The organism is Bradyrhizobium sp. 191 (genome assembly GCF_023100985.1).
Taxonomy (GTDB): domain Bacteria; phylum Pseudomonadota; class Alphaproteobacteria; order Rhizobiales; family Xanthobacteraceae; genus Bradyrhizobium; species Bradyrhizobium diversitatis.
Genome location: NZ_CP064692.1, coordinates 2,754,517 through 2,779,642, shown reverse-complemented (window position 1 = coordinate 2,779,642; position 25,126 = coordinate 2,754,517). Strand labels below are relative to the sequence as shown.

The following is a 25,126-nucleotide window of genomic DNA, read 5'->3' as shown; positions in this document are numbered from 1 at the left end:
GGCAATTCTTGCCGGGTGTATGGTTAGCAAAGGGTTAACGGAGGGTGGGAAGAGAACGGGGCGGAGATTGCGGAGAATTCGTCATGCCCGGGCTTGTCCCGGGCATCCACGTTCTCCGTGCCGCGCGGAAAGGCGTGGATGGCCGGGCCAAGCCCGGCCATGACGGAGCTATTGGCGACTCAAGGGTGCCAGGGAAATCGCCCCTACTTCGCCTTGTCCATCTTCGTCACCGTGTACCCCGACGCCGCCTCCTCGGCCTCGAAGGTCACCTTGTCGCCGACCTTCACCTGCTTGAGCATGGCGGGGTCCTTGACGCGGTAGACCATGGTCATGGGGTCCTCCATGCCGAGGCTCTTGGCCGGTCCGTGCTTCAGCGTGATCTTGCCGGCGCCCTCGTCGATCTTCTTCACCTCGCCGCTGATCGAGGCGCCCTCGGCTGCGAGGGTTGCAGTCGCAAGGCCGACAGCAAGCGCGAGCGCAGCAGTGATACGGATGACGCGGTTCATGGCAGTCTCCTTCGTTACTTCACGGTGACGTGGCCGACCATGCCGTAGTCGCGGTGGTCGGGAATCAGGCAGGAAAATTCGAATGTGCCGGCCTTGCTGAATTTCCAGAGTATCTCGGCCGTCTTGTTCGGCGCGAGCCGGACACCGTTGGGATCGTCGTGCTCCATGTGCGGGTGCTTCTTCATTTCCACCGCATGCGCGAGATTTTCCTTCGGTGTGGCCAGCAGGAATTCGTGGTCCTCCTTGCCGACATTGCGCAGCACGAAGCGGATCTGCTCGCCGCGCTTGACCTCGATCTTCGCAGGTGTGTAGTCCATCTCGTTCATCAGGACCTCGATCGTGCGTGCGGGCTTGTTGGGATCGCCGGGTTCGCCGGCGGAAAAATTTCCGTGCCCGTGCTTGTCGTGAGCAAAGGCCGGCGCGGTCGAAAGTGCAGCCAGCGCGAGGCCGAGCCTGATCGTGGTCTTCATCGTGGTCTCCAGTTGGTGGTTCATCGAAACGCTCACATCTTGTGCTTCATCGGCGGGCTGCCGGATTTTTGCCGCGCCGGCTCCGAGGCGGGTGCAGCCACTTCGTAGGCGACGGTGCCTTGCGGGAACTTGTACGGACCGGGATCGCGGTAATCGTCGCGCGCGAGGTCTTCGCGGATCTTCATCACCGTGAACATGCCGCCCATCTCGATCGGGCCGAACTGGCCGGTGCCGGTCATCATCGGCAGCGTGTTGTCGGGCGCAGGCATCTCCATGTTGCCCATCGCCATGCCGGTCGAGCCCATGGCCATGCCGTCAGGCGCAAGCTTGCCGACAGCCTTGGCGAGGTCTTTGCGCGACACTCCGATGAGATTGCGCACGTCGTGTCCCATCGCGTTCATGGTGTGATGCGACTTGTGGCAGTGGAACGCCCAGTCGCCGGGATTGTCGGCGAGCACGTCGAACACGCGCACCGCGCCCACCGGTACGTCGGTGGTCGTCTCCGGGATCTGTGCGCTCTCCGGGATCCAGCCGCCGTCGGTGCAGGTCACCGCAAAGCTGTGGCCGTGCAGGTGAATCGGATGGTTGGTCATGCTGAGATTGCCGATGCGCACGCGCGCCTTGTCGCCGAGCCTGACCGGGAGCGGATCGATGCCGGGAAAGACCCGCGCATTCCAGGTCCACATGTTGAAGTCGGTCATCTCGTTGACATGCGGCAGATAGGTGCCGGGGTCGACGCGATAGGTGCTCATCACGAAGACGAAGTCGCGGTCGACGGGCCGGAAGCTCTGGTCGCGCGGATGCACGACGACCATGCCCATCATGCCCATCGCCATCTGCACCATCTCGTCGGAATGCGGGTGGTACATGAAGGTCCCGCTCTGCTTCATCTCGAATTCGTAGACGAAGGTCTTGCCCGGCTGGATGTGCGGCTGGGTCAGCCCACCGACGCCGTCCATCCCGCTCGGAATGATCATGCCGTGCCAGTGCACGGTGGTGTATTCGGGCAGTCTGTTGGTGACGAAGATGCGAAGCTTGTCGCCCTCGACGGCTTCGATGGTCGGGCCCGGCGATTGCCCGTTGTAGCCCCACAAATTCACCTTCATGCCCTCGGCGAATTCACGCACCACGGGTTCGGCGACGAGATGGAATTCCTTCCAGTCGCCGTTCATGCGGAAAGGCAGCGACCAGCCGTTGAGCGTGACCACGGGGCGATAGTCGGGACCGCTGACCGGATGCAGCGGCGGCTGCATCACCACCTTGTCCATGGTGGGTGCTTCCGGAATCGAAGCGGCCTGGACACGGCCGCTGATGGCCGACGCGCCGGCAAGCGCGGCGCTGCCTAAGAATCCTCGGCGGGAAAACATGCTGGCCTCCATCTCAGTGGCCGCCGCCGGCAGGCGCTGCCGCGGCGATGGTGGTTGGATTGTCGCCGCCGGCCGCCGGCACGCCACCGCCGTTGATGGCAGTCTGCAAATCGGCCTGGGCGAGAAAGAATCGCTGCCTGGCGTCGATCGCGCCGCGCAGCGACGCCAAACGCTGTCGCGCCTCGGTGAGCAGCGCGAAAATGTCGACCTGCATGCTGGAGAAGCGCAGCTGCATCTCCTCGGTGATGATCTTCCGCAAGGGGATGATCTCGCGCTGGTAATGGCCGGCGATGTCGTAGGTGGAGCGATAGACGCGATAGGCGTCGCGCGCCTCCGACCGCACATTCACGGCCCGCTCGGTCAGGCGGTTGAAGGCGAGATTGTAGGTCTCGGCGGCCTGCCGCACCCGCACCTCGCCGCCGTCGAAGATCGGGATCTGGAACTGCACGTCGAAGCCGCGTTCGCGGAACGGCGGGCCTTCCGGATCCTGGGTGCGACGGGAGATGCCGGCGAGATCGAGCAGCGTCACGAAGCGCGTCGCCTCGGTGAGGTTCAGGGCCTTCGCCAGCGCGGCCAGCTCCAGCCGTGCGATCTGCAGGTCGATACGGTGCGCCACTGCGTCGGCCTCGATCGAGGGCAAGGCCTGCGGCCGACGCGGCAGCGGCGGCAGTCGATCTGGCAGGCGGAAGTCGAGACCGTCGTCCCACAGCCCCATCAGCCGCGCCAGCCTTTCGCGCGCGCTTCCCGCCGCCTGTCGCGCGCTGGCAAGGTCGGCGGTGGTCTCGGCATAGAACACCTGCTCGCGGGCCTGGTCGAGCTTGTTGAGCGAGCCGGTCTCGCCGAGCTTGAGCGCGAGCTGCGCGGTCGATTCCGCCGTCGCCTTCGCGTCGGTCAGCAGCTCCACCATCTCGTTGGCGGCAACCGCGCGGACATAGGCTCGGCGCACGTCCGAGGCGTGCCGCAGCGTCGCCAGCGCGGCGCGCAGCTGCGCTCCGCGGAAGCGTTCCCGTGCGATCTCGGACCGGAACGGCAGGGTGGCGAGCGCGAGGATGTCGCCGACCACCTGGCGCTCGATCTCGCTGGCGCCGTTGCCTGATATCCGCGAGATCGCGAACACGGGATTGGGCGGCAGGCTCTGCTCGACGAGATCGGTCTCAGCCAGCGCCAGCTCGTTGTAGGCGGCCTGCAGTCCCTTGTTGTTGAGCAGCGCGATCTGCACGACGGCGTCGACGCTGAGCGTGCGCGAGAGCAGCTGGCGGACGCGGGCGTCGACCGCGGCGGCGCCCTCGGCCGAGCGCACGAAGGCGACGTCCTTGTTGATGGTCCGGCTCGTCACATCCGAGACGTCAGTCATGCCGCCGTCGGGCGAGAACGCGGCGCAGCCGGAAAGTCCGAGCGCGGCGAGCACGAGCAGGCCTCGCGCAAAATGCTGTGACATGGTGCGCTCCTACCGCTCTTGCTTCGGCTGCGGCGTCACCGCCTCGTTGCGGCCACGCCATGGTGCCGGCGTCGCAGGGCGCAGGCTGGTATAGGGCGCAATGGTCGAGCGATAGCCGATTGGGGCGACCTTCGCCGTCGGATCGGCAGGATCCGCGCTGGCCATGTGCGTCGTTGCCGGCATGCAGCCGGACAGTGCCGGCGCGGCAAAGGCCAGCAGCAGCCAAATGAAATGAGAGTGTCGATCACCCACCGCAGATGCGGCAGATTTCGCCCCGGAAAGCGCAACCATGTCTTAATTCCCGATCTGAAAGACCACAGGTCCGCGCGCGCAAAAGCGCGCATCGAAACCGAAATCGTCGTGTCAGATCAGGCGATGGGAGGGCGGTAGTGCTGGGGCGGCGCGGCGCTGTGCAAGCTGGGCACGATCTCGGGCGCACAGGTCGACATCGGGCGGACCGGCGTGGCGACGCTGGGCAGATCGGCCGGCAGCGCGCTGACGCACATCATCGCACAGCACGGGCCCACTGTTCCCTTGCCGTCGTGATGATTCGGAGCAGGTGCGTCCTTCGCGGCGGTCTGGGAGGGTGTTCCCGCATGTTCGTGCGGAACATCGCCATGGCTCGCAGCCATATGGTGATGCGTCGGAGCGAGGTCAGCGAGACCCTCGTCGCCAATGCAGGGCGCAGCGCTGCCCCAGGCAAGGCTTGCCGCCGGTGCGAGCACGCAGAACAGATAGGCGAGGGCGATGATCCGCCCCACCCTGATCCGCATCGATCGCGTCAATCGCAGCAACATTCCGCCGGCATGCTCTCCGCGCGGCAAAGGTGCACACGCGGATTGCAAAATAGTAGCAAATTGCGCGGTCGCCAAGCTCCTTCTTACCGCAGTGCACCGCGCATGCCCAATATCGCGCCACAATGCTTGACCCTGTGGCGAGCCGCGGGCCATGGTCCGGCCCGTGCACGCGCCAAATCATCCAGGACAGACGCCTCAATCATTCAGCCCTGATTCTCGTCAGGCCTGGATGCGGCTGATCATTGCGCTTCTGATCGGCTCGATCGGCGCCGTCGGCATGTGGGCGGTCGTGGTCGTGATTCCCGTGGTGCAGGCCGAATTCGGCGCCACGCGCGGCGCGGTGTCGCTGGCTTTCACCCTCATGATGTTCGGCTTCGGGCTTGGCGGCGTGATCGCCGGCAAGATCACCGACCGGTTCGGCATCGTACCGGCCATGGCGATCAGCATCGCCTTTCTCGGCGTCGCCAACGTGCTCGCGGGTCTGTCGAGTCACCTCTGGCAGTTCGTGGCGGCCTACTTCCTCATCGGGCTCGGCACCGCGGCGACCTTCGCCCCGTTGATGGCGGAGGCCTCGCACTGGTTCGAGCGCTATCGCGGGCTGGCGGTGACGATCGTCGCCAGCGGCAATTATGTCGCGGGCACGATGTGGCCGCCGATCGTGAGCTGGGGCACGCAGGAGATCGGCTGGCGCTACACCCATATCGGCATCGGCATGGTCTGCGCCTGCACGATGACGCTTCTGGTCCTCGTCCTGCGCGCACAGATGGGCAACGACAAGGTTCGCGATCACGCCAATGCGCCGCCGCCGCGGGTCGACCTCAAGCTCTCGACCAACACGCTGACGGTGCTGCTCTCGATCGCGGCCATCGCCTGCTGCGTGGCGATGGCCATGCCGCAAGTGCATATCGTCGCCTATTGCGGCGATCTCGGCTATGGCGTGGCGCGCGGCGCCGAGATGCTGTCCTTGATGATGGCATGCGGCATCGTCAGCCGGATCGGCTCCGGCTATCTCGCCGACAAGATCGGCGGCATCCGCACGCTGCTGGTCGGATCGCTGGCGCAGGGTTTTGCGCTGGTGTTCTATCTGTTCTTCGACAGCCTGACCTCGCTGTATCTGATCTCCGCGATGTTTGGCCTGTTCCAGGGCGGCATCGTGCCGAGCTATGCCATCATCGTGCGCGAGGCGATGCCGGCGAGCGAGGCAGCGACCCGCGTCGGCATCGTGATCTTTGCGTCCGTTTTCGGCATGTCCTTCGGCGGCTGGGTGTCCGGCATCATCTTCGATGCCACCGGCTCGTATGCCGCGGCATTCGCCAACGGCGTCGCCTGGAATGCGCTGAACGTCGGCATCGTCGTGCTGCTCCTGATCCGCTCGCGGATGAGCTCGGTCAAGACCGGGCCGGGCTTTGCGACTTGAGCGGATCGTCCCGCCTTCAGCAGCGAGCAGCCGGTGATATCCGCTGAAGGCAATCCTGGCACATCTGCGCCGCCGTGCGTGTACTCAGAAATCACGCGCTTCGCTGGGTGCTCCAGCTCACCGTCAACGGCGGCGAACTTCCGTTGAAGCTCGCCGACGGGGCCAAAAGCAGACATCCAATGTGAGGGTTTATTCTGCTTCCGGCTTCACGCGCCGCCAGAAGGCGTCAAAGGCAATGCTGTCGAAGAATGCGTGGGCGCGCGCGATGCGGCCGTCCTTCATCTCCAGGAACCAGGCATATGTGTTGGCGTAGGTCTGGCCGTCGCGCGTCTCGCCTTTGGCATCGAAGAACGCGATCACGGTGTTTCCTTGAGCGTAGAGGTGCCGCATGGTCGGCACCAAACGGGTCTTCATCCGCGCATTGAATGGTCGAATGACCTCCCCCAAGAAGGCCTCGCGGCTTGGGTAGGTTTTCGCCGCGAGGGAATTGCCGGTGATGGTCCAGACCACGTCGTCGGCGAGAAGATCGTAGGGCCCGCCGGTGCCCTCGCGCCAGGCATCAAAGCTGCGCGCGATAAGAGCCTGATTGTCCTCCTCTGACGACGTTGCCCGCGCTGGCAGAACTGCGCTCGCAAAGACGAGGCTGGCGGCCAGCAATGGCATCCCGGCATATGTCATAGTGCAACTCCTTTTCACGCCTTGGATTGTGCGGCTGCGGCCGCGGCTTGTGCGACAAGGGCATCTTGTGCAACGGCGCCACCGGACACCCCGATCGCGCCGAGCAGGGCACCGGTGCCGTCGCGAATGGGTACGCCGCCGGCGAAGATCACCAACGTGCCATTCGTGAGCTCCAGTCCCGGCGAACTGCCGCCGGGCTTGCAGAATTCACCCACGGCCTCGCTGTTCATACCGAACAACGCTGCCGTCCTGGCCTTGCCGAGCGCAATGTCGATCGAGCCCAGCAGGGCCCCATCCATGCGGACGAACGACTTGATGTGCGCAGCCGCGTCAAGCACTGCAATGTTCATCGGAACGCCGATTTCGCGCGCGGCGGCGCGACCGGCCGCCATTGCACGCTCAACGATTTGTTCAGTGAGGCTCATGGGTGATCCGTCCGGCACGATCAAATCTTGTTTTCCCATGCGGCCAGCTGATGCGCCTTGAGCATGTCCTCAACTGCCTTGGGCACGACATTGCGGAACTTCCCTTCATCCGCGGGCACGATCTCGATCATGCGCTCGATCATCTCAGTCGGGTCCATCCTGCCCTGGGGGGTGGCGAAGAAGTCGTCGAAGCCCCTGCGCAGGTCGGCGCGCTTGGTGAAATGCCGCCTGTCGTCGAGCCAGCGGAACGGATTGTCCGCCATGGTCTCGTTATAACCGGTGTAATAGGCGCCGGGGTTGATCGTCTGCACCTTGATCCCATGGCTCGAGAGCTCCTGCTGCAAAGCTTCCGCGATCGACTCGAGTGCGTGCTTGGTCGAGACATACGTGCCCCAGTTCGCGGGGGTGAATAGCCCGCCCATCGAGGAGGTGAAGACCACTTTGCCTTTGTGTCCCTGCTCAACCCAGCGGCGCACAACGCCTTGCGTCAGCTGGAGCGGCAAGAAGACGTTGACTTCAAAGTTCTTACGGACGAGATCGATCGGAATTTCCCACACCGGCCCAGCCTCACCCATGCCGGCATTGTTCCAAAGCACGTCGATGTCGAAGGTGAGCGCCTGCGCAATATCGTAGGGGTCCGTCAGATCAAGGCGTTCGACTCTGAGATTCTTCTCGATACTCAACGCTTTGGCTTCCTCCCGTAGCGGCGTGACCTGCGACGACACTTGGGTGGTCGCGATGACGCTATGGCCTTTCTTCGCCATGCCGACCGACGCGGCCTTGCCAAATCCCGAGCCGGCCCCTGTGACCAGAATGCGTTTGCTCATGACTGTCTCTCTGCGTGCAATGTCCGTGAGACAGGCATAGCGCTCGCTCCGCCGCGGAACCGTCGCGCGGTTGCGGAAGCTGTCGCAGAATTGCGGTGTTTGGCGCGTCGCAATATCGCAGGTGGCTACGGAGCGCCCCGAGCACTCATCAACCTTTGCGGTGCGCGGCTACAAGGATCGGCGGAAGCTTCGCGGCGTCGTCCCGACGATTCTGCGGAAGGCCGCGGCGAAAGCCGAGGGTGTCGCATATCCGACTTCCAGGGCGATTTCACTGATCGACAGATTTGGATCATTCAGCAGCCGTTGGGCAAGCATCATGCGTTGCCGGGTCAGCCAGACATGCGGCGTCAATCCGGTCGAGAGACGGAACGCCGTGCAGAAATGGTAGCGGCTGAGGCCGACTTGCGACGCCAGTTCATCGAGCCCGATCGACTTGTCGAGATGAGCCAGCATGTAATCGGTCACACGCCTGAGCTGCCAGCGCGCGAGCCCACCGCGAGGATTGGCGAGGCTCTGCGGCAGCTGTACTATGCTGTGCGAGCGCAACAACTGGATACAGAGCAGGTCGACTGCGCGATCGACCAGCAACTGTGCCGCAGGATCAGTAATCACGTCGGGGTTGCTGAGGATCACGAGAATCTGCGAGGTCACGGCGTCTTCGCTGCCGACGCGTGCCATCAGCTCTACATTGCCTCGTCCGCCGACGAGCGTTCGGCAATGCTCCAGTCGTTCGTTGGTGAGGTAGACATGGGACACGTGGAGCGGTCCCTCAACTTCCCAATCTCCATCATGCCGGTCGGGAATCACTGTGATGGAATTCGGCCGCAGCGGAGCAGAGAGCCGGCTCGCCATAGTAGGTGCCGACAAGATGTCCGGGCATGCCTGGGGCATAGCCATAACGCGTGCCGCGAACAAAACGACGAGTGAGTTGAGTGCCGCACTTCAAGTGGATGGGTGCCAACGGAGGCGGCGCCTCCGATAGAATCCGGGTCATGGACTGGAAGGGATTTCGTTCTCGTGTGTATACCGGATCAGACATCGCATCAGTTACGCAATGATAGCCGCACCCGCGACAGGAGCTTCATCAACATAATATTCCACGACATTTTCCGGAATGGAAGCTGCGATCCGAGAATGTCACAAAGTCCGAATGATTGCACAAGTAGTGCGCATCCACAGACATCGCGATATCGAGCCAACTTCGGGGCAGAAGTTGCGTGAACTGGGTCTCCTTAGGTCATAAGCAGCAATGTGCCGCTGATCGGCAGATCTCAGCTCGGCACTCAGGCGCCGACATTTCATTTGTGACTGCACGGCCTAGCGCTTTCGCTTCGTCGCCGGCTTCGTCGTCTTCGACGAGCTCGCCTTGGCCTTGCCGGGCGGCTGCATCCGCAGGCCGTCGACGAACACGTCGAGCAGGCGGAGCGCCGTCGCCTGCCAGCCGGGCTGGTCGTGCACGTAGCACATGCCGAAGAAGGCGCGTAGCAGGTCCTCCGGGTTGATGTCGGCGCGCATCTCGCCGGCTGCGACCGCCCGGTCCAGCAGCGAGCCGATCGCCTTGGTCAGACGCTCGAAGGAGAAAGCATGCAATTCCGACCCGCTTTGCACCGCGAGCGCCAGCGCGGCCATCATCCCCTTCTTGGTCGCAACAAACTCGACCCCTGAGCGCAACCAGCGACGCAGCGCCTCGACCGGATCCTTGGCATTCTTCAACTGCTCGGCCAGTTCGCTGAGCTGCTCGACCTCGCGGCGGTACACCGCCTCGAACAATGCCTCGCGCGTCGGAAAATGGCGATACAGCGTGCCGATGCCGACGCCGGCGCGCTTTGCGACGGCCTCCAGGCTCGCCTCGGGCCCGCCGGCGTTGAACACGGCCTTCGCGGCCTCGAGCACGCGTTCGCGATTGCGCACGGCATCGGCGCGGGGCTTGCGGGTGTGATCGGCGTGGTCGTCCATGGCGGCAATGTAGATCACGAATTGGTTAGATTGAACCCTCGTCGAACCCAAAAGGGCCGCATCGCGTTGGTGGCGCAAGGGCTTTTGACGAATTCCAAATATTTGCAGGCGACCCTTGTTAAACGGAGGATGCCTCCGTATCTTCGGTCGAGCGTCGGCCCGCATCGTGTTCGGGCGGCGCGGTATCGACGGCGGCCACGGCGGTGGCGCGCTGCGCGATGACTCATGTCCATATCTGATCGGAGCCTTGTATGAACCACTCCATCAGCCTCACCGTGAACGGTGCGCGGCGCGATTTCGTCCTCGACGATCCACGCGTCACGCTGCTCGATCTCCTGCGTGAGCGCCTCCATCTGACCGGAACCAAGAAGGGATGCGACCGCGGCCAGTGCGGCGCCTGCACTATCCTCGTCGACGGCAAGCGCATCAATTCCTGCCTCGCGCTCGCCATCAGCCACGACGGCGCCGACATCCTCACCATCGAAGGCGTCGCGCGCGGCGACCAGCTTCATCCCGTGCAGGCCGCCTTCATCGCCCATGACGGTTTTCAATGCGGCTTCTGCACGCCAGGCCAGATCATGAGCGCCATCGGCATGATGAGCGAGGCGCAGGCCGGCAACGATCCCGAACGCATCCGCGAATGCATGAGCGGCAATCTCTGCCGCTGCGGCGCCTATGCCGGCATCGTCGATGCGGTGCTGGAGGCGCAAGGACATATGGACGAATCCAATCAGAGGCGCTCCGCATGAAGCCGTTCGATTATGTCAGGCCGGTCACGGTCGCAGAGGCGGTTGCCGCCGCCGCGCAGCCGGGCGCTGTTTTTCTTGCTGCCGGCACCAACCTGCTCGATCTGATGAAGGGCGGCGTCAGCCGTCCGGATCGGCTGGTCGACGTCACGCATCTCGATGGGCTCGATCAGATCGAGCGTCTCGCCGACGGCAGTGTGCGTATCGGCGCACTCGTCAGCAACGCCGATCTCGCGCACGATGCGGACTTCGCAAGGTCCTATCCCGCGGTCGCCGAGGCCCTGCTCTCCGGCGCGTCGGCTCAGTTGCGCAACGCCGCAACCGTCGGCGGCAATCTGCTGCAGCGGACACGCTGCGCGTATTTCTACGACACCGCCAGCCGCTGCAACAAGCGCGAGGCCGGCAGCGGCTGCGACGCACGCGACGGCGAGAACCGCAGCCATGCCGTGCTCGGCTGGAGCGAGAGCTGCATCGCCACGCATCCGTCCGACTTCGGCGTGCCGCTGGTCGCGCTCGACGCCGTCGTCGAGATCGAGGGCAGGGGCGGCCGGCGCGAGATCGCGCTGGATCAACTGCATCGCCTGCCCGGCGATACGCCCGAGCGCGACTCCGCGCTCGAGCCCGGAGACCTCATCGTCGCCGTGCGTCTGCCGCCCGCCGCGCGCGGCTTTGCCGCGCATGCGCGCTACCTCAAGGTCCGCGAGCGCACGTCCTATGCTTTCGCCGTGGTATCGGCCGCAGCTGCGCTGCGGATCGAGAACGGCAAGATCGCGGAGGCGCGGCTTGCGCTCGGCGGCGTCGCCGCAAAGCCCTGGCGCGCCCGGGGCGCGGAGGACGTGCTCAGGAACGTTGCGCCCACGGCCGACGCGTTCCAGGAGGCGGCCTGGCGGGCGCTCGCCGACGCAAAACCGTCCGGCGACAATGCCTTCAAGATCGAGCTCGCGCGCCGCATCGTCGTGCGCGCGCTGCTACTCGCCGCCGCCGGCACGCCTGCGCGTATCCCCGCGCTGCCGGCCTCTCCCTTTGCCGCGACCTCCGGAGCCATCCATGCCTGAGCTCAACCTGACCAGCGCGCCCGCCCATCTCAGGCACGGCTCGAACATCGGCCAGCCGCTGACCCGTCGTGACGGCGTCCTCAAGGTTACGGGGCGAGCGACCTATGCCGCCGACAATCATCCGCCCGGGATGCTGTTCGCGGTGATCGCCGTGTCCAGCATCGCGCGCGGCCGCGTGACTTCGCTCGATGTCGCCGCCGCGAAGCGCCATCCTGGCGTCGTCGACGTCATGACGCCGGACCACAAGCCGGAGCTCGCGATCGATCCGGAGATCAAGACCAATCCGTTCGTGTTCCGGATGGAAGCGTTGCACAGCAACGAAGTCCGTTACGCCAACCAGCCCATCGCGGTCGTGATCGCGGAAACGCTGGAGGCCGCAACGGAAGGCGCGGCGCTGCTGGCGCCGCGCTACGAGACGCTGCCTCCGCTGGTCGGGCTCGATGCCGGCGAGAGCTTCGTGCCGCCCGTTGTCGGCGTCGGCAATCCCACCGAAAATCACCGCGGCGATGTCGAGGCGGGCCTTGCCTCGGCCGAGAAGCGAATCGAGGCGACCTACGAGACGCCGCCGCAATATCACAACGCGATGGAGCCGCATGCGATCGTGGTTCAGTGGGATGGCGACAGGCTATCCGTGGACATGCCGACCCAAGGACTGATGCTGTCGCTGGCGCGCATTGCCGAACTGTTCGGCATCGCGCACGACAAGATCCAGATTCGCAGTCCCTTCCTCGGCGGCGGCTTCGGCTCCAAGGGGCTGATGGGCGGTCCGCCCGTCCTCGGCATCATGGCAGCCAAGCTGGTCGGCAGGCCGATCAAGCTGGTGCTGCGCCGTGAGCAGATGTACGGCCCGGTCGGCCATCGCGCGCCGACGCGTCAGCGACTGCGCATCGGCGCCGATGGCGAGGGGCGTCTGACCGCGCTCGATCACCATGCGCGGACCGTGTCGAGCACGTTCGACGATTTCTACGAGCCGGCCGCCGATGCCTCGCACACGCTCTACGCGGCGCCGGCGATCCGCACCTCGCATGATGCCGTGCGCGTCAACACCGGCACACCGCTGTTCATGCGTGCGCCGGGCGAGGCGACCGGCTCGATTGCGCTGGAGAGCGCGATCGACGAGATGGCCTGGGCCTGCGGCATGGATCCGCTGGCCTTCCGCCTGAAGAACTACGCCGAGATCGAGCCGATCACCGGCAAGCCGTTCTCTTCAAAAGCCCTGCGCGCCTGCTACGAGCAGGGCGCGGCGCGCTTCGGATGGGCGAAACGTTCGCTCCGGCCGCGGCAGATGCGCGACGATGCCGGCCTGCTGGTCGGCTGGGGCATGGGCACGGCGACCTTCCCGGCGCTGATGTTCCAGGCCGAAGCCCGCGCGGCGATCCGCCGCGACGGCTCCGGCGTGATGGAGATCGGCGCGCACGACATGGGGCAGGGCGCCTGGACGGCGCTCGCCCAGATCGCGGCCGACGGTCTCGGCCTCGATGTCGACCGCGTGGAGTTCAAGGCGGGGACATCCGACCTGCCGGATGCCGGCATCGCCGGTGGCTCGGCGCACACGGCCACCGCCGGTGCCGCGATCCACAGTGCCGGAGCGGCCGTGATTGCCAGGCTTGCCGATCTCGCCACCAATGACGAACGCTCGCCGCTGTTCGGCGCCGGCAATGCCGGCGTGATCGCGCGCGATGGCAGGCTGATCCGGCGTGACGACGAGAGCCGCGGCGAGAGCTATTCCGAGATCCTCGCGCGCGCCGGCGTCGCCGAGGTCGAGGCGCGCGGCACCGGCGCGCCGAACCCTGCCGCGATGGAGGAATATGCGATGCACGCCCACGGCGCGGTGTTCGCGGAAGTGAAAGTCGATCCCGATCTCGGCCAGGTCCGCGTCACCCGCATGGTCGGCGCCTTCGCGGCCGGGCGCATCGTCAATCCGCGCATGGTGCAGAGCCAGCTGTTCGGCGGCATGATCTGGGGCATGTCGTTCGCGCTGCACGAGGAGGCCATCACCGACCGGCGCAGCGGACGGATCATGAACGCCAATCTCGGCGAGTACCACATCCCGGTGAATGCCGACGTGCCGCCACTGGACGTCATCACGGTCGAGGAGCACGATCCGCATGTGAACGCGCTCGGCATCAAGGGCGTCGGCGAGATCGGCATCACCGGCAGCGCCGGCGCGGTCGCCAACGCGGTCTGGCACGCGACCGGCGTGCGCGTGCGCCGCTTCCCGATCCGGATCGAGGAGTTGCTGACGCAAGGTTGAGGCAAAAGGCGGGGCGAGATCTTCTCGCTCCGCCGCTCCTCGTCAATGCAGCTTCTTGCGGAGCGCCTTCAGCGCCTCGCGCTGCATCTCGATGTATTCGGCGATGACCTTGCGCAACTCGCGCGAATGGAGCTTGTCGGCGTCGCGCTGGACTTCGTCGAGCGCAGCTTCTGCATTGGCGAGCGTGATCTTCATCTGCGAGCCCTGTTACGAAGCCGCCCCGGCGTGCCTGGGCATCCGGGCGATAACCTCAGCACCTTTTGCGCCAGGCTGCTCGGCTATGGTTCGCAATATATAGCGGTGCGGCCCGGGGAAATTGAGATGGCTCAAGCTCCGTAAGAAACCGGTGACTCCGTAAGAGTCCGGATACCTTATCGCGCCTTCAAAACGTCGGCGGTGTGCAGGCCGAGATCACTTCGCAGGGCTTGCCGCCGACGCAGCGGAAGCGATGCGGCCGGCGGCTCTCGAAATAATAGGCATCGCCGGGGTTGAGGATGCGGCGCTCGTCCTCGACGGTGACCTCGAGCTTGCCCGAGATCACGATGCCGCCTTCCTCGCCGTCATGGACGAGATGCACGCGGCCGGTATCGCTGCCGGGTTCGTAGCGCTCCTTCAGGATCTGCAGGCTGCGGCCGAACAGATTGTCGCCGACCTGCTGATAGGAGATCGGCTTCTTGCCGACTTCAGTGAGTTCCTCGGCACGGTAGAAGATCTTGCGCCTCGACTCCGGCTCCAGCGCGAAGAACTCGGCGAGCCCCATCGGGATGCCGTCGAGGATGCGCTTGAGCGCCCCGACCGAAGGGTTCATTTGATTGGATTCGATCAGCGAGATCGTCGAATTGGTGACGCCGGCGCGCTTGGCGAGTTCGCGCTGCGACAGCTTGTGGCGCGCCCGGATGAATCGCAGCCGTCCACCGATGTCGACGCTCATGCCCCTGGCCCCTGTTGCAGGTGTTGCGGATCTCGCAAATATGGACCGAAGGGCCAAGTCGAATCAATGGCTTGCAGGTCACCAGAAAAGGACTTGTTGCGGTTCCGAAACCGTGTCTCAGCTATTGGGTCAGCAAAGGAGCGCGGCCGTGACCCTTCATCAGATTCCGAACACCATCAAGACCGACTCGTACTGGATGCCGTTCACGGCCAACCGGCAGTTCAAGAAGTCGCCGCGTCTGTTCTCCTCGGCCGAGGGCATGTACTACACCAGCGTCGACGGCCGCCAGGTGATCGACGGCTCTGCCGGCCTCTGGTGCGTCAATGCCGGCCACGGCCGCAAGCAGATCGCCGCCGCCGTCGAGCGCCAGCTGATGACGCTGGACTTCGCGCCGTCGTTCCAGATGGGCCATCCGCTGGCGTTCGACTTCGCCGAGCGGCTCGCCGAGGTCGCGCCTGATGGCCTCGACCGCGTCTTCTTCACCAACTCCGGCTCCGAGTCGGTCGACACCGCGCTGAAGATCGCGCTCGCCTATCACCGCGCCAACGGCCAGGCGAGCCGCACCCGCCTGATCGGCCGCGAGCGTGGCTATCACGGCGTCGGCTTCGGCGGCACCTCGGTCGGCGGCATGGTCGCCAACCGCCGCGCCTTCACCACCCTCCTGCCGGGCGTCGACCACATCCGCCACACCCATGATCTCACCCGCAACGCCTTCGCCAAGGACCTGCCCGAGCATGGCGCCGAGCTCGCCGACGATCTCGAGCGTCTGGTCGCCCTGCACGGCGCGGAGACGATCGCCGCCGTCATCGTCGAGCCGGTGCCGGGCTCGACCGCGGTGCTGCCGCCGCCCAAGAACTATCTGCAGCGCCTGCGCGCGATCTGCGACAAGCACGGCATCCTGCTGATCTTCGACGAGGTCATCACCGGCTTCGGCCGCCTCGGCACGCCGTTCGCGGCCAACTTCTTCGGCGTCACGCCGGACCTGATGACGACCGCCAAAGGCATCACCAACGGTACCGTGCCCTGCGGCGCGGTGTTCGCCAGCCGCAAGATCTACGACGGCATGATGAACGGCCCGGAGAACCAGATCGAGCTGTTCCACGGCTACACCTATTCGGCGCATCCAGTCGCGTGTGCCGCCGGCATCGCGACCCTCGACATCTACAAGGACGAGGGCCTGCTCACGCGCGGTGCCTCGCTCGCCGAATATTGGCGCGATGCGCTGCATTCGCTGAAGGGGCTGCCGAACGTCGTCGACATCCGCAATTGCGGCCTGATGGGTGCGGTCGAGCTGGCGCCGCGTGACGGCGCGGTCGGCGCGCGCGGCTACGACATGCTGGTCGATTGCTTCAACAACGGCCTCTACCTTCGCACTGGCGGCGACTCCGTCGCGATGTCGCCTCCGCTCATCGTCGAGAAGAGCCACATCGACCAGATGGTCTCGATCCTCGGCGACGCCATCAAGCGGGTGGCCTGATAATTGCTCTCGCCGTTGCGAGTTGTTTCCTTGCAGCGGCGAGCGTGATGCCGCGGGAGTTTGACGAAGCGTGAAAGTTCTGATCCTCGGCAGCGGTGTCATCGGTGTCACCTCTGCCTACTACCTCGCTCGTGCCGGCCATGACGTGACGGTCGTCGACCGCCAGCCGGAGCCGGCACTGGAGACCTCTTTCGCCAATGCCGGCGAGGTGTCGCCCGGCTATTCCTCGCCCTGGGCCGGCCCCGGTGTGCCGGTGAAGGCGGTCAAGTGGCTCTTGATGAAGCACGGCCCGCTGGTGATCCGCCCGAAGCTCGATCCCGTGATGTGGGTCTGGCTGCTCAAGATGCTGCGCAACTGCACCAGCGAGCGCTACGCGGTCAACAAGAGCCGGATGATTCCGATCGCGGAATACAGCCGCGATTGCCTGCGCGACCTGCGCCGCGACATCGGCATCCAATATGACGATCGCGCGCAGGGCACGCTGCAGTTGTTCCGCTACCAGGCGCAGCTCGACGGCACGGCTGAGGACATCGCTGTGCTCAAGCAATACGGCGTGCCTTTCGAGGTGCTGAGCCGTGAGGGCTGCATCGCGGTCGAGCCGGCGCTCGGCGGCGTGAAGGAGAAGTTCGTCGGCGGCCTTCGCCTGCCGCAGGACGAGACCGGCGACTGTCACATGTTCACGCAGTCGCTCGCCAAGCATGCCGAGGCGCTCGGCGTGCGCTTCCTGTTCAACACCGGCATCGATCGCATCGTCACCGAGGGCGCCCGCGTCAGCGGCGTCGCGACCAGCGCCGGCCTGTTGCAGGCGGACGCTTACGTGCTCGCGCTCGGCAGCTGGTCGTCGCGGCTGGCAGCCCCGCTCGGCATCTCGCTGCCGGTCTATCCGGTGAAGGGCTATTCGATCACGGTGCCGATCAAGGACGCCTCCGGCGCGCCGGAATCGACCGTGATGGACGAGAGCTACAAGGTCGCGATCACGCGCCTCGGCGATCGCATCCGCGTCGGCGGTACCGCCGAAATCTCGGGCTTCTCGGACAAGCTTTATGACGCGCGCCGTGCCACGCTCGATCATTCCCTGACCGACCTGTTCCCGCGCGGCGGCGATCTCGCCAAGGCGACGTTCTGGAGCGGCCTGCGCCCGATGACGCCGGACGGCCCGCCCGTGATCGGCCCGACCCAATACGCCAATCTCCACCTCAACACCGGCCACGGCACGCTCGGCTGGACCATGTCCTGCGGTTCGGGACGCGTGCTCGCCGACATGCTTTCGGGCAGGAAGCCGGAGATCGACGTCAGTGCGCTGACGGTGGAGCGGTACAAGCACCGGTTCGGGTAATTTCTTCGCCTCTCCCCGCGTGCGGGGAGAGGCCGGAATTTGCGCAGCAAATTCCGGGTGAGGGGGAGCCTCCGCGAGTCCCGCTGTTCCGTCTTTGCGGAAGCGGCCCCTCACCCCAACCCTCTCCCCGTAAAAACGGGGAGAGGGAGAGCAGTCACCCCGCCCCCGTCACGCAATTCACCCACAGCACCACGGCCTTCGCATCGTTCGCCGGATTTGAAAACCGGTGCGGCCTTCGGCTCGCGAAGCGAAAACTGTCGCCCGTCTGCAGCGACCAGGTCTCGCTGTCGACCGTCAGCATCATCTCGCCTTCGAGCACGAGTCCGGCCTCTTCACCATCATGGGTGTAGAGCTCGTCGCCGGTGGAGCCGCCGGGCTCCAGATACACCAGGAACAGGTTGAGCTTGTTGTCGCTACTCGCCGGGCTCAGCAGCTGTTTTGATACGCCGGTGCGCCAGAGCTTGAGCTCCGGGCGCTGCAGGCCGCGCGTGACCACCTGGTCGGTGCCGCCGTCGGCGCCCGGGCTCGCGCCGAACAGCGCGGCGATGCCGACGCCGAGCACGTCGGCGAGCGTTGCCAGCACGCGCAGCGACGGCGAAGACAGCCCGCGCTCGATCTGGCTGAGAAAGCCGATCGACAGGTCCGTCCGCGCGGCGACCGTTTCCAGCGAGAATTGCCGGATCCGCCTGAGATCCCTGATGCGGCGGCCGACGGCGACGTCCATCGCCGGCTCGGCCGGCTTGGCGACGGCCTTCACCTTGTTAGCCGGCTTTGCGGCGGCCGGTTTGCGCATTCTTTTGCCACCGCTCACGTCAAACCGCTTCCTTCATGTGCATGAAAACCGCTTGCATCGTTCGTGAAAGTATGACCAAATTTTCATATTGGTGAAAATAGGCCGAAATGGCTTGGCTCGCAACGTCTGATCACGACATGCGCGAGCGCCGCTACCGGCCGGGCCCAAAGGGGGATGCGATGAAGCGTTTTGGTCTGGCCGCGATCGCGGCACTCGCAATTGCAGCCGTGGTGCCGGCTTCGGCGCAACAGGTGCTGAAGGTCGGCTCGACGCCGACGGGCATTCCCTTCACCTTCCTCGACACCAAGACCAACACCATCCAGGGCATCATGGTCGATCTCATCACCGAGGTCGGCAAGGATGCCGGGTTCAACGTGCAGATCGAACCGATGCAGTTCTCGGCCCTGATCCCGTCGCTGACCTCGAGCAAGATCGACATCATTGCGGCTGCGATGTTCATCACGCCGCCGCGCAAGGAGGTCGTCGACTTCTCCGACCCGATCTACAGCTACGGCGAAGGCCTCGTGGTGCCGAAGACCGACACCAAGGCCTACGCCACGCAGGAGGATCTGAAAGGCACGACGGTCGGCGCCCAGGTCGGCACCGCCTTCGTCGACGCGCTGAAAAAATCCGGCCTGTTTGCCGAGGTGAAGGCTTACGACACCATCCCCGACATCCTGCGCGACGTGAACACCGGCCGCCTCAAGGCCGGCTACGCCGACTATCCGATCCTCGCCTACAATCTGAAGCAGGGCGGTTTCCCCGAGGTGCGCCTCGTCGACGGCTACAAGCCGGTCACAGTCGGCTCGGTCGGCATCGGCGTGCGCAAGGGCGAGAGCGCGTTGCTCGGCAAGATCAACGCCTCGCTGGCGAAGCTGAAAGCCAACGGTACCATCGACAAGATCCTGGATAAATGGGGCCTGAAGGCCCAGGGCTGATAACGGCTCACCGAAGGCTGCCCGATGAAAGGCTTCTGGCACGACGCCGTCGAGTTCTTCCCGATTCTGATGAACGGCGTCGCGCTGACGATCGTCGTCACGATCGGCTCGCTGCTGCTCTCGACGGTGCTCGGCCTCGTCTGGGCGATGATGCGCGTCTCCGGCATCAAGGCGCTGTCGATGCTCAGCGCCAGCCTGATCAACGTGATCCGCGGCATCCCGATCATCGTGCTGTTGTTCTACCTCTACTTCGTGATGCCCGATCTCGGCGTCACGCTGTCGGCCTTGCAGGCCGCGATCCTCGGGCTCGGCATCGCCTATTCGGCCTACCAGGCGGAAAACTTCCGCGCCGGCATCGAGGCGATCGACAAGGGCCAGATCGAGGCGGCGCAGTCGATCGGCATGGGCTGGTGGCTCACCATGCGCCGCGTGGTGCTGCCGCAGGCCGTGCGCATCGTTCTGCCGCCCTACGGCAACGTCATGATCATGATGCTCAAGGACTCTTCACAGGCCTCGACCATCACGGTGGCTGAGCTCGCGCTGCAAGGCAAGCTGATCGCCTCCTCGACCTTCAAGAACACCAGCGTTTTCACGCTGGTGGCGCTGATGTATCTCACCATGAGCATTCCGCTGATCCTGCTGGTCCGTCACTTCGAGAAGCGGGCCGGCAAGCGATGATCGAGCTGAGCGACGTCCACAAGAGCTTCGGCAAGGTCGAGGTGCTCAAGGGCATCACGGCCTCCGTCCAGAAGGGCGAGGTGGTCTGCATTATCGGCCCGTCCGGCTCCGGCAAGTCCACCATCCTGCGCTGCATCAACGGCCTCGAAAGCTACGACCGCGGCGAGATCAGCGTCGAGGGCCTCAAGGTCGACCGCGACGCGCCGTCGATCGTGGACATTCGTACCCAGGTCTCGATGGTGTTCCAGCGCTTCAATCTGTTCCCGCACCGCACGGCGCTGGAGAACGTGGTCGAGGGGCCGCTCTATGTGAAGAAAGAGTCGCGCGCGCAGGCGCTCAAGCGCGGCCGCACGCTGCTCGCCCAGGTCGGGCTCGCCGAGAAGGCCGATGCGCATCCGCCGCAGCTCTCCGGCGGCCAGCAGCAGCGCGTCGCGATCGCGCGGGCGCTCGCGATGCAGCCCAAGGCCATCCTGTTCGACGAGCCGACCTCGGCGCTCGACCCCGAGCTCGTCGGCGACGTGCTCGGCGTCATGCGCAAGCTCGCCGACGACGGCATGACCATGGTCGTGGTCACCCACGAGATGGGCTTTGCCCGCGACGTCGCCGACCGCGTGCTGTTCATCGACGGCGGAATCATCGTCGAGCAGGGGCCGGCCAAGGCGCTGCTCAACCAGCCCCAGCATCCGCGCACGCAGGACTTCCTGCGCCGCGTGCTGCATCCGCTCTGATCGGTCTTCGCCATGACGCGCCTGCCTTTGCCGCCCTCGCTCTATGCCGACACCGCCGTCGCACCTGTGGCCACGCCGCCGCTCGACGTCGACAAGAGCGTCTCGGTCGCGATCATCGGCGGCGGCTACACCGGCCTCTCCACCGCGTTGCATCTCGCCGAGCAGGGCGTCGAGGCGCTGGTGCTGGAGGCGCAGGAGCCGGGCTGGGGTGCCTCCGGCAACAACGGCGGCCACACCAATCCCGGCTTGAAGCACGATCCCGATCAGATCGAGGCGCATTTCGGCCCCGAGCTCGGTCGCCGCATGATCGCGTTCGCCTACGGCACGACCAACTTCACGCACGACTTGATCCGCCGTTACCAGATCCCGTGCGAGGCGCGGCAGAGCGGCACGCTGCGCGCGGCTTACAATGAGAGCAGCGCCGCCGCGATCGAAAACACCGCGGAGCAATGCATCCGCCGCGGCATGCCGGTGACCTATCTGAACCGCGAGCAGTTGCGCGAGATGACCGGCACCGACCGCTACATTGGTGCCATGCTGGACACGCGCGGCGGCGATCTGCATCCCCTCAGCTACGCCCGTGGCCTTGCGCGCGCGGCGATCTCGGCGGGGGCGAAGGTTTTTGGTGAGACACCGGCGCTGTCGTTGCGCCGCGACGGCAATCGCTGGCGCATCGAGACGCCGCGCGCGGTCGTGCATGCGGATAAAGTCCTGCTCGCCACCAACGGTTTCACCGACGATCTCTGGCCGGCGCTCCGCCGCACCATCGTGCCGGTGTTCTCCTCGATCGCTGCCACCGCGCCGCTCTCCGACGCGGTCGCCCGTTCGATCATGCCGACCCGTCCCGTGCTCTACGAGAGCGGCCACATCACCGTCTACTACCGCATCGATCAGCAGAACCGTCTGTTGATGGGCGGCCGCGGCCCGATGCGCTGGATCAAGTCGCCGCATGACGTCGCCTATCTCATGCGTTATGCGGAGCGGCTCTGGCCGCAGCTCAAGGGCGTCGCCTGGACCCATGGCTGGAACAGCCGGCTCGCCATCACCGGGGATCACTATCCGCATGTGCACGAGCCCGCGGAGAACATCCTGATCTCGCTCGGCTGCAACGGCCGCGGCGTCGCGCTCTCGACCGCGATGGGCGCGCAGCTCGCCCGCCGTCTGATCGGCGGCGCCAAGGTGGAGATCGACGTGCCTATATCAGGCATCAAGCCGATCCCGCTGCACGCGTTCTGGCCGGTCGGCGTGACGACCGCCGTGATTGCGGGCCGCGTGCGGGACCGACTCGGCATATGAAAAAGGCGCCGCCTTGTGCGGGCGGCGCCTTCTCAGGAATTGCAGATGGCGTCAGCAGCGGCCCTGCTTCCACAGTCCGGGCGGGCAGCCGTGACCGCGCCAGCCGACCTTGCGCCCATGGTACCATCCGGGCGGCGTGCCATGGTAATGATGGCCCATCGCGTGGCCATGGCCATGACCATGGCCGTGTCCGCCGCCGTGGCCGCCCTTGGCCAACGCGGGGCTGGTGAGTGTGAGGCCAGCCGCAACGATCAGCGACGCGGCGAGCGCAAGTTGCTTCATTGTGTCCTCCAGTGGGCGAGCGCACTTGTCCGTTCAACGAACGAACGATGTGCAGCCAAATTCCCTGCAAATGTGGAGGAGTCGTGACGCTCGCGCAGATGCGCAAGCGCGCATCGGCTCAACGCGTGCTGGCATCATCTCGCAGCGATGCGTCCATCAGCCTTCCGCCACCGCTTCGGCCCACGGCTGGAAGATTTCGACCGCGCCGGAATTCGTGTCGCCCTCGCGCATCACCACGCTCGGGCAAGCGAATTTCTGCGGCAACGCCTGCACGCGGCTCTCTTCATAGTCGAAGCGCGCGGCCAGGGCTTTGCGCACCTCCGCCGGCAGCCGCGCATCGCCGATCACCACCGCGCCCTCGCTGGCGTCAATGCGCGGCTGGTGAATGGCGGCATCGAGGTCCATGCCGAAATCCATCGCAAAGGAGACGAGCTGCGTCACCGCCGGAAGAATGCGGCGGCCGCCGGAGGCGCCGACCGCGAGCCGCTTGCCATCCTTCGTCTCCGCGATAACAGGCGTGTAGTTGCAGAGGCAGCGCTTGCCGGGCGCGAGCGAGTTGGTGGTATCAGGCGTCGGGTCGAACCACATGATGCCGTTGTTCATGGCGATGCCGGTGTGCGGCGTGACGTATCTCGAGCCGAACGACGAGAGCAGCGTCTGCGTCACCGCCGCGATGTTGCCGTGGCGGTCGACCACGGAGAAATGCGTGGTGCAGGCGGGCGCGAGATATTCGGCACCGAGCGAGCGCTTGCCGTCGGCATCGCCCATGTCCTTGAGCCGCTCGCGGAAGGCAGCCTGCAAGGCGAGCGCATATTCGACATAGGCGGCCGCGTCCGGCGTGCCTGCCGGCTTCAAATTCTGCTGCAGCAGGCGTAGCGCATGCGCCATGGTCGGGCCGGCCGTGAGCTCCGGAGTCGCAAACACCTTGCCGCCGCGATACGGGATCGCCAGCGGCTCGCGCAAATGCGCGCGGAAGGCGGCGAGGTCCTCGACCGACAGCGAACCGCCGTCAGCCTTGATGTCGGAGGCGATGCTCCTGGCGAGATCGCCTTGGTAGAAATCGCGCGGTCCGGCCTCGGCGAGATGCGACAGCGTTGCCTTCAGCGTATCCTGCGGCAGCCGCGTCTCGGCCTTGATACCCCATGGCGCGCTCGGTGGCAGCCCGTCCTTCAGGAACGCCGCCGCGCTGGCGGGATAGCGCCTGAGATCGGCGGCCGAACCCGAGATCGTCACCGTGGTCCACCAATCGACCAGCAGGCCTTCGCCGGCGAGGCTGGCTGCCGGCGCGACCAGATCCTTCCACGGCATTCTGGCGTAGCGGCGATGCGCCTCTTCCATCCCGGCGACGACGCCAGGCACGGCGATCGAACCGGGGCCGTGGATGTTGCGATCGTCCTTCACCCGCGGCCAGGGAAAGAGATCGGAGGCTGCGCCTTCGCCGCTGAGCGGGTAGTCGGCAGCACGCAGACTCTGTGGCGCGCACATGCCGTAGTCGATCACCTCAGTGCGATTTTCCTTGGCGCGGTAGAGCACCATCGCACCGCCGCCGCCGATGCCGCTATTCCAGGGCTCCAACACATTCAGCGCCATGGTGGTCGCCACGATCGCGTCCACGCAGTCGCCGCCCGCCGCCAGCACCTCGGCGCCGACCTCGGCCGCCCGCCGCGATTGCGAGGCGACGATGCCGCCCTTGGATCTGACGGCGGGCTTGCGGACGGTTTGGTTGAGGCTGAACTGGTGAGGCATGATGTCGTCTTGTGTGCTGCGTTGAGATCGAGGCTCCGCAATTGGCGGAGCGCGCGGACCATGGCACATTGCGGAGAACGAGAACATCAAAAGGGAGGAGCGACATGGCAGGTGTGAAACAGGCGCGGGATGGCGCGGTCGGGATCTTGACCCTCGACGAGCCGGCGAGCCTGAACGCAATGACGCCGGACCTGCTCGGCGCGCTCGCCGCCGCCCTCGCCGAGATGACGACGAACGAGGACGTCCGCGCCCTCATCCTGACCGGGGCCGAGCGCGGCTTCTGCTCGGGCCAGAACCTGAAGGCATCGGAGGCGCTCGGCGAGGATATCGCCGCCGGCGTCATGCGCTTCTACTGGCCGGCCTTCAAGGCCTTGCGCGAGTGCCGCGTGCCCGTCGTGGTCGCCGTCAATGGCGTGGCGGCCGGCGGCGGCTTCAGTCTGGCGATGGCTGGCGACATGATCGTCGCGGCGCGGTCGGCAAGCTTCATCCAGGTGTTCAGCCGCATCGCGCTGGTGCCCGATCTCGGCTCGACCTGGCTGCTGCCGCGGCTGGTCGGCCGGCAGCGCGCGCTCGAGCTGATGCTGCTGAACGAGCCGCTGACGGCGGAACGTGCCCAGGAGATCGGCCTGGTGCGGAAGGTCGTCGACGATGCCAAGCTGATGGAGGAGGCGCTGACGCTGGCACGCCGTCTGGCTGATGGTCCGACGCGCGCCTTGGTGGCAACGCGCGCTGGTCGAGGAGAGCGAGCATGCGACCTACGAGGCGCAGTTCCGCCGCGAGATCGAGCTCCAGGCCACGATCCGCAAGAGCGCGGACGCCATCGAAGGCCGCAATGCCTTCATCGAGAAGCGCAAGGCGATGTTTACCGGGCGGTGAGGTGCGGGGCTGCTCCCCAATCTCGTCATGCCCGGGCTTGTCCCGGGCATCCACGTCTTCATATCCGCATCCGAAAACGTGGATGGCCGGGACAAGCCCGGCCATAACG

27 protein-coding genes are annotated in these 25,126 nt (G+C 65.6%); 11 read left to right on the top strand and 16 right to left on the bottom strand.

Annotated elements, in window-relative coordinates; all coding sequences use genetic code 11:
* Positions 1–203: 203 nt before the first annotated feature.
* From IVB23_RS12815 to IVB23_RS12790, 6 genes are all read right to left on the bottom strand, one after another.
* Complete coding sequence (locus tag IVB23_RS12815) at positions 204–506, bottom strand: copper-binding protein (RefSeq protein WP_247803799.1); 303 nt, start codon at positions 504–506, stop codon at positions 204–206.
* A 14-nt stretch (positions 507–520) separates the two neighbouring features.
* A complete protein-coding gene (locus tag IVB23_RS12810) occupies positions 521–976 on the bottom strand; it encodes a cupredoxin family protein (protein WP_197967532.1) in 456 nt (151 codons plus the stop codon).
* Between the two features lie 32 nt (positions 977–1,008).
* Positions 1,009–2,343, bottom strand: a complete 1,335-nt coding sequence (locus IVB23_RS12805) for a copper oxidase (protein ID WP_247803798.1) — start codon at positions 2,341–2,343, stop codon at positions 1,009–1,011.
* A gap of 13 nt (positions 2,344–2,356) precedes the next feature.
* Positions 2,357–3,781 (bottom strand): TolC family protein, encoded by a 1,425-nt coding sequence (locus tag IVB23_RS12800; protein ID WP_247803797.1) that lies wholly within the window; start codon positions 3,779–3,781, stop codon positions 2,357–2,359.
* Positions 3,782–3,790: 9 nt separating this feature from the next.
* Positions 3,791–4,072 (bottom strand): hypothetical protein, encoded by a 282-nt coding sequence (locus IVB23_RS12795; RefSeq protein ID WP_247803796.1) that lies wholly within the window; start codon positions 4,070–4,072, stop codon positions 3,791–3,793.
* Between the two features lie 77 nt (positions 4,073–4,149).
* Positions 4,150–4,578 (bottom strand): hypothetical protein, encoded by a 429-nt coding sequence (locus IVB23_RS12790; RefSeq protein WP_061879396.1) that lies wholly within the window; start codon positions 4,576–4,578, stop codon positions 4,150–4,152.
* Positions 4,579–4,729: 151 nt separating this feature from the next.
* Between IVB23_RS12790 and IVB23_RS12785 the strand changes: the two genes are divergently transcribed.
* Positions 4,730–5,995, top strand: coding sequence for an MFS transporter (locus IVB23_RS12785; protein WP_061879395.1), 1,266 nt, complete (start codon positions 4,730–4,732; stop codon positions 5,993–5,995).
* Between the two features lie 189 nt (positions 5,996–6,184).
* On the opposite strand, the gene IVB23_RS12780 is transcribed toward IVB23_RS12785, so the two are convergent.
* From IVB23_RS12780 to IVB23_RS12760, 5 genes are all read right to left on the bottom strand, one after another.
* A complete protein-coding gene (locus IVB23_RS12780) occupies positions 6,185–6,658 on the bottom strand; it encodes a nuclear transport factor 2 family protein (protein WP_247804836.1) in 474 nt (157 codons plus the stop codon).
* Positions 6,659–6,687: 29 nt separating this feature from the next.
* A complete protein-coding gene (locus IVB23_RS12775) occupies positions 6,688–7,098 on the bottom strand; it encodes a heme-binding protein (protein WP_197967531.1) in 411 nt (136 codons plus the stop codon).
* A gap of 20 nt (positions 7,099–7,118) precedes the next feature.
* Positions 7,119–7,925, bottom strand: coding sequence for an SDR family oxidoreductase (locus IVB23_RS12770; RefSeq protein ID WP_247803795.1), 807 nt, complete (start codon positions 7,923–7,925; stop codon positions 7,119–7,121).
* A gap of 168 nt (positions 7,926–8,093) precedes the next feature.
* Positions 8,094–8,777: an AraC family transcriptional regulator gene (locus IVB23_RS12765; RefSeq protein ID WP_247803794.1), complete on the bottom strand. Its 684-nt coding sequence runs from the start codon at positions 8,775–8,777 to the stop codon at positions 8,094–8,096.
* Positions 8,778–9,242: 465 nt separating this feature from the next.
* Entirely contained in the window at positions 9,243–9,881 is a 639-nt protein-coding gene (locus tag IVB23_RS12760) for a TetR/AcrR family transcriptional regulator (protein ID WP_247804834.1), read from the bottom strand.
* A 251-nt stretch (positions 9,882–10,132) separates the two neighbouring features.
* Between IVB23_RS12760 and IVB23_RS12755 the strand changes: the two genes are divergently transcribed.
* The 3 genes from IVB23_RS12755 to IVB23_RS12745 are packed head-to-tail and all read left to right on the top strand — an operon-like array spanning position 10,133 to position 13,936.
* The gene (locus tag IVB23_RS12755) at positions 10,133–10,630 is read left to right on the top strand and encodes a 2Fe-2S iron-sulfur cluster-binding protein (RefSeq protein ID WP_061879389.1); all 498 of its coding nucleotides are present in this window, start codon (positions 10,133–10,135) and stop codon (positions 10,628–10,630) included.
* On the top strand, positions 10,627–11,682 hold the full coding sequence (locus IVB23_RS12750) for a xanthine dehydrogenase family protein subunit M (protein ID WP_247803793.1): 1,056 nt from the start codon (positions 10,627–10,629) through the stop codon (positions 11,680–11,682). Before IVB23_RS12755 ends, IVB23_RS12750 begins: the two co-directional genes overlap by 4 nt.
* Positions 11,675–13,936 (top strand): xanthine dehydrogenase family protein molybdopterin-binding subunit, encoded by a 2,262-nt coding sequence (locus IVB23_RS12745; RefSeq protein ID WP_247803792.1) that lies wholly within the window; start codon positions 11,675–11,677, stop codon positions 13,934–13,936. Before IVB23_RS12750 ends, IVB23_RS12745 begins: the two co-directional genes overlap by 8 nt.
* Before the next feature lie 42 nt (positions 13,937–13,978).
* Here the strand turns inward: IVB23_RS12745 and IVB23_RS12740 are convergent, their stop codons facing one another.
* Positions 13,979–14,131 carry a hypothetical protein gene (locus tag IVB23_RS12740; RefSeq protein WP_197488712.1) on the bottom strand — a complete coding sequence of 51 codons (153 nt, stop codon included), beginning with the start codon at positions 14,129–14,131 and terminating at the stop codon, positions 13,979–13,981.
* Positions 14,132–14,318: 187 nt separating this feature from the next.
* The gene (locus tag IVB23_RS12735) at positions 14,319–14,867 is read right to left on the bottom strand and encodes a cupin domain-containing protein (RefSeq protein ID WP_038972074.1); all 549 of its coding nucleotides are present in this window, start codon (positions 14,865–14,867) and stop codon (positions 14,319–14,321) included.
* A 148-nt stretch (positions 14,868–15,015) separates the two neighbouring features.
* Here IVB23_RS12735 and IVB23_RS12730 point away from each other — a divergent pair, with 148 nt between their 5' ends.
* Both IVB23_RS12730 and IVB23_RS12725 read left to right on the top strand, forming a co-directional pair.
* Positions 15,016–16,344, top strand: coding sequence for an aspartate aminotransferase family protein (locus IVB23_RS12730; RefSeq protein WP_061879385.1), 1,329 nt, complete (start codon positions 15,016–15,018; stop codon positions 16,342–16,344).
* 70 nt (positions 16,345–16,414) lie between these two features.
* Positions 16,415–17,680, top strand: a complete 1,266-nt coding sequence (locus IVB23_RS12725) for a D-amino acid dehydrogenase (protein ID WP_247803791.1) — start codon at positions 16,415–16,417, stop codon at positions 17,678–17,680.
* 154 nt (positions 17,681–17,834) lie between these two features.
* Here the strand turns inward: IVB23_RS12725 and IVB23_RS12720 are convergent, their stop codons facing one another.
* Positions 17,835–18,473, bottom strand: a complete 639-nt coding sequence (locus tag IVB23_RS12720) for an XRE family transcriptional regulator (RefSeq protein WP_247803790.1) — start codon at positions 18,471–18,473, stop codon at positions 17,835–17,837.
* A 179-nt stretch (positions 18,474–18,652) separates the two neighbouring features.
* On the opposite strand from IVB23_RS12720, the gene IVB23_RS12715 reads away from it, so the two are divergent.
* From IVB23_RS12715 to IVB23_RS12700, 4 genes are read left to right on the top strand one after another with little or no spacing between them, the layout of a single operon-like run.
* Positions 18,653–19,411, top strand: a complete 759-nt coding sequence (locus tag IVB23_RS12715; RefSeq protein WP_061879415.1) for an ABC transporter substrate-binding protein — start codon at positions 18,653–18,655, stop codon at positions 19,409–19,411.
* A 24-nt stretch (positions 19,412–19,435) separates the two neighbouring features.
* Complete coding sequence (locus IVB23_RS12710; RefSeq protein ID WP_061879382.1) at positions 19,436–20,089, top strand: amino acid ABC transporter permease; 654 nt, start codon at positions 19,436–19,438, stop codon at positions 20,087–20,089.
* Positions 20,086–20,817, top strand: a complete 732-nt coding sequence (locus tag IVB23_RS12705) for an amino acid ABC transporter ATP-binding protein (protein ID WP_247803789.1) — start codon at positions 20,086–20,088, stop codon at positions 20,815–20,817. Before IVB23_RS12710 ends, IVB23_RS12705 begins: the two co-directional genes overlap by 4 nt.
* Positions 20,818–20,829: 12 nt before the next feature.
* Positions 20,830–22,113 carry an FAD-binding oxidoreductase gene (locus IVB23_RS12700; protein ID WP_247803788.1) on the top strand — a complete coding sequence of 428 codons (1,284 nt, stop codon included), beginning with the start codon at positions 20,830–20,832 and terminating at the stop codon, positions 22,111–22,113.
* A gap of 51 nt (positions 22,114–22,164) precedes the next feature.
* Here IVB23_RS12700 and IVB23_RS12695 read toward each other — a convergent pair whose 3' ends face one another.
* Positions 22,165–22,395: a hypothetical protein gene (locus tag IVB23_RS12695; protein WP_247803787.1), complete on the bottom strand. Its 231-nt coding sequence runs from the start codon at positions 22,393–22,395 to the stop codon at positions 22,165–22,167.
* Between the two features lie 156 nt (positions 22,396–22,551).
* Entirely contained in the window at positions 22,552–24,141 is a 1,590-nt protein-coding gene (locus tag IVB23_RS12690) for a gamma-glutamyltransferase (RefSeq protein ID WP_247803786.1), read from the bottom strand.
* Positions 24,142–24,245: 104 nt separating this feature from the next.
* Here IVB23_RS12690 and IVB23_RS12685 point away from each other — a divergent pair, with 104 nt between their 5' ends.
* Positions 24,246–25,124 (top strand): enoyl-CoA hydratase-related protein, encoded by an 879-nt coding sequence (locus IVB23_RS12685; protein WP_247803785.1) that lies wholly within the window; start codon positions 24,246–24,248, stop codon positions 25,122–25,124.
* Positions 25,125–25,126: the final 2 nt, after the last annotated feature.